General features: G+C 73.9%; 4 protein-coding genes. 2 read left to right on the top strand and 2 right to left on the bottom strand.

Annotated features, from left to right (window positions below):
- The coding region (locus tag CCN72_RS34595; protein WP_107430247.1) for a lactonase family protein at nt 1-1,085 on the top strand (1,085 nt) is incomplete at its 5' end.
- Here the strand turns inward: CCN72_RS34595 and CCN72_RS34600 are convergent.
- Both CCN72_RS34600 and CCN72_RS34605 read right to left on the bottom strand, forming a co-directional pair.
- Complete coding sequence (locus CCN72_RS34600) at nt 1,053-1,778, bottom strand: DUF2470 domain-containing protein (RefSeq protein ID WP_085568041.1); 726 nt, start codon at nt 1,776-1,778, stop codon at nt 1,053-1,055. The two genes, CCN72_RS34595 and CCN72_RS34600, sit on opposite strands and share 33 nt — an antisense overlap.
- Before the next feature lie 223 nt (nt 1,779-2,001).
- Entirely contained in the window at nt 2,002-2,607 is a 606-nt protein-coding gene (locus tag CCN72_RS34605) for a TetR/AcrR family transcriptional regulator (protein ID WP_086812297.1), read from the bottom strand.
- A gap of 121 nt (nt 2,608-2,728) precedes the next feature.
- Between CCN72_RS34605 and CCN72_RS34610 the strand changes: the two genes are divergently transcribed.
- Nucleotides 2,729-3,838 (top strand): cytochrome P450 (locus tag CCN72_RS34610; RefSeq protein WP_086812299.1); only part of this gene is annotated, 1,110 nt, incomplete at its 3' end.

A 3,838-nucleotide genomic window follows, 5' to 3' on the forward strand; every position in this document is an offset into this window, starting at 1 on the left:
CTCGCGGTCGGCGGGCCGGCGCCCCGGGACGCCGGCCCGCCGACCGCGAGGACGGGCCCCGCCCGCTGTACGTGGGCACGTACACCTCCGTACCGGGCGGCGGCACCGGCATCGGGCTCGCCTCGTACGATCCGGAGTCGGGCCTGATCACCGGGTCCGGGACGCTCGCCGGGGTGCCCGACCCGTCGTATCTCGCCGTCCACCCGGACGGCCGGACCCTGTACGCCGTGGACGAGCGCCAGGACGGCGGGGTGACGGCCGTACGGCTCGCCGACCGGCAGGTCCTCGGCACGCGGAGCACCGGCGGCGCGGGCCCCTGTCATCTGTCGGTGCACCCGTCCGGGCGGTGGCTGCTCAGCGCCAACTACACCTCGGGCAGTGTCGCCGTGCATCCGATCGACGGCTCGGGCGCTCTCGGCGAGCGCACCGACCTGGTCACGCACACCTCGCCGAAGCCCGGCCCGGGCCAGGAGGGGCCGCACGCGCACCAGTTCCGCACCGGTCCCGACGGCCGCCATCTGCTCGCGGTGGACCTCGGCACCGACACCGTCTACACGTACCGCCTCGACAGCGCGAAGGGCACGCTCACCGAGGTGAGCCAGGCGCACACCCGGCCGGGCGCGGGGCCGCGTCATCTGACCTTCCATCCGGGCGGGCGGCACGCCTATCTGGCCAACGAGGTGGACGACACGGTCGTGGTCTGCGCGTACGACCCCGCCACCGGCCGGCTGGCCATCGGCGAGCCGCAGTCCACGGGCGCCACCGGGGATGTCACCAACTACCCGGCGCAGCTGCTGGTCACGGCGGACGGCCGGTACGCCTTCCTCGCCAATCGCGGTCACAACAGCCTGGCCAGGTTCGCCGTCGAGGCCGACGGGGCCCGGCTGCGGCTGCTCGGCACGGTGCCGGTGGGCGGTGACTTCCCCCGGCAGATCGCCCTCTCCCCGGACGGCCGGCTGCTGTTCGCGGCGAACCAGCGCTCCGGCACCGTCACCGTCTTCCATGTGGACGCCGACCGCGGTGAACTGCGGTCCGCGGGCGAGCCGTTCGCGTCACCCGTCGCCGTCTGCGCGCTGCCGCTGTAGCGTCCGGGGGCAGCCGGCGGCGCTCGCCTGCGCCAGCAGGGCGTGCACCCGCTCGGTGAGCTGGCCGAGGTCGTCGGCGGGGGTGTGGAAGGGCAGGCGTACGTCGCCGTGGGCGCGGGTGCGTTCGATGCGCAGGGTCAGTCCGTGCCGGTCGACGGCGAGCGGCAGTACCCGGATCGCGGCGTGCAGGCTCTCCGGCCGCACCAGCCGGGTGAGCCGCTCCACGGCGTCCGGGTGGGCCTCGGCGAGATGGGTGAGCAGCCCCGCCTCGGCGACGGCCAGCGGGTCGGGGCGGGCGGTGGCGAACTCGTCCGGGTCGACGAGTACGGCGCCGCAGGAGCGCCGCAGCACCACCCGGGCGGGGTGGAAGTTCAGGGCGCCGTCGGCCGGGGTGAGGCGGCCGGCCAGCCAGAGCCGGGCGCGGATCCGGTCGCGCACGGCCACGGGGGCCACGTCGGCGAACTCCAGTACCGCGCGGGAGTCCTGGCGCGGGAGGCACAGGGCCGCTCCGTGCAGGGCGCTGTCCTCGGGCACGGTCAGCAGCACCGCGCCCTCGTCGGTCACGGTGTGCGCGCCGACGTACTCCTCGCGGGCGCCGCCCGCGGTCACCGCGCACGACCACGCGGCGGCGAGCACCGAGCGCGCCTGTTCCGCCGCGCCGGGGGCGGCCGTCCATGCCTGGGTGTCACCCATCCCGAGACCTCCTTAGGTAAGCCTTGCCTAACCTAGCGGAGATCGCGGCGCGCGCCAACCAGGCACCCCGACTCTCACCCGACGTTCGGATCTCTGGCGGCGGCGAGAAAGGAGCAGGGAGAGCAGGCGCTGGAGGAGCAGGTCAGCCCCGAGGCCCGGCTCCAGGTCTTCCGTCATATGGGTGACAGGTGGCTCGATCGGAGTCAGGCCACTCGTCCGGGTCTCAGGCGATGGCGCCGAGCAGCGCGCGTGCGCACAGGTCGCGCACCTGGTCCCGGCTCAACTCGCCCTCGCGCAGCCACTCCAGACAGACGGCGGTGGTGAAGGCGAGCCAGCCGCGCACGGCGAGGCGCAGCTGCGGGGCACCCTCGAAGACCGGCCCGAACTCGGGGTCGGCCGCGAGGGCGGCGAGGATCTGCTTCTCCTGTGCGGCCAGGGCCCGTCGATAGACCCGGCGCACCGCCTGGTCGCCCGCGGCGTCGGCACGGTGGAAGGCGCGGAAGCCATGGGCGTGGGCCTCGACGTAGCCGAGGTAGGTGTCGAGCCCCGCGGTCAGCTGCTCGCGCGCCGGCACGCCCGGCTCGGCCGCCGTCATGCGCAGCATCCGCTCGCTCTCGCGCTCCACGACCGCCGCGAAGAAGTCCCGCTTGGTCGGGAAGTAGTGGTACAGCAGCCCCCGGGACACCCCGGCGAGATCGGCGACCTGCTCGATCCACACCTCGTCGTACGGGCTCTCCGAGAACAGTCGCGCGCCGACCGTCAGCAGCTGCTCACGGCGTTCGCCGGTGCTGAGGCGGCGCCGGGCGCGCTCCCCCTGGTTCGCGGGCATGGCGTCACTTTACTTGACGTCGGTTCAACAAGCGGACCAGACTGAAGCCGTTGTTGAATCCACGTACAACAGGCGTGCGCCGGGGGCTCGACGGCCCGCCGGGTCAAGGGAGATCGGCGTCATGGCGCAGACGACGGAGAGCGCGCGGACCACGGCTACGACCGGGGATCCACGGCTGCCGAAGGGCTTCCGTAGTGCCGAGCTGGGGTGGCCCGAACTGGACCGCGTCCCGCATCCGCCGCGCCGGCTGCCGCTGCTCGGCGATGTGGTGGGCGTCGACCGGCGCAAGCCCGTCCAGGACTCGATGCGCCTCGCGCGCGAGCTGGGACCCGTCTTCCGGCGCCGGATCTTCAACAAGGAGATCGTGCTGGTGTGGGGGGCGGGGCCGGCCGCCGATCTCGCCGACGAGTCCCGGTTCGCCAAGCATGTCGGGCTGGGCGTGGCCAACCTCCGGCCGATCGCCGGGGACGGGCTGTTCACCGCGTACAACCACGAGCCCAACTGGCAGCTGGCGCACGACGTCCTGGTGCCCGGGTTCAGCCGGGACGCGATGGAGGGCTACCACGGGATGATGCTGGCGGTCGCCGGGCGGCTGACCGACCGCTGGGACCGGGAACTGGCCGCGGGGCGCCCGGTGGACGTGCCCGGGGACATGACCAAGCTGACCCTGGAAACGATCGCGCGGACGGGGTTCGGGCACGACTTCGGCTCCTTCGAGCGGGACCGGCCGCATCCCTTCGTCTCGGCGATGATCGGCACGCTGACCTACGCCCAGCGGCTCAACGCCGTGCCCGGCCCGCTGGCCCCGCTGCTGCTGCGCGGCGCGGCCCGGCGCAACGCGGCCGACATGGCGTATCTGAACCGCACGGTCGACGCCCTGGTCGAGGAGCGGCGCGGGTCGGGCGGCGGTGACGGGGATCTGCTGGACCGGATGCTGGCCACGGAGCATCCCTCGACCGGCGAGAAGCTGTCCGCGCAGAACGTCCGGCGGCAGGTCATCACCTTCCTGATCGCCGGGCACGAGACCACCTCGGGCGCGCTCTCCTTCGCCCTGTACTACCTCGCCCGGCACCCGGACATCGCGGCGAGGGCGCGGGCCGAGGTGGACCGGGTCTGGGGTGACACCGGGCGTCCGGGCTATGAGCAGGTGGCGAAGCTGCGCCATGTGCGCCGGGTGCTCGACGAGTCGCTCCGCCTGTGGCCGACCGCGCCCGCGTTCGCCCGTGAGGCC

Source organism: Streptomyces murinus (assembly GCF_002154555.1).
GTDB classification, from domain to species: domain Bacteria; phylum Actinomycetota; class Actinomycetes; order Streptomycetales; family Streptomycetaceae; genus Streptomyces; species Streptomyces murinus.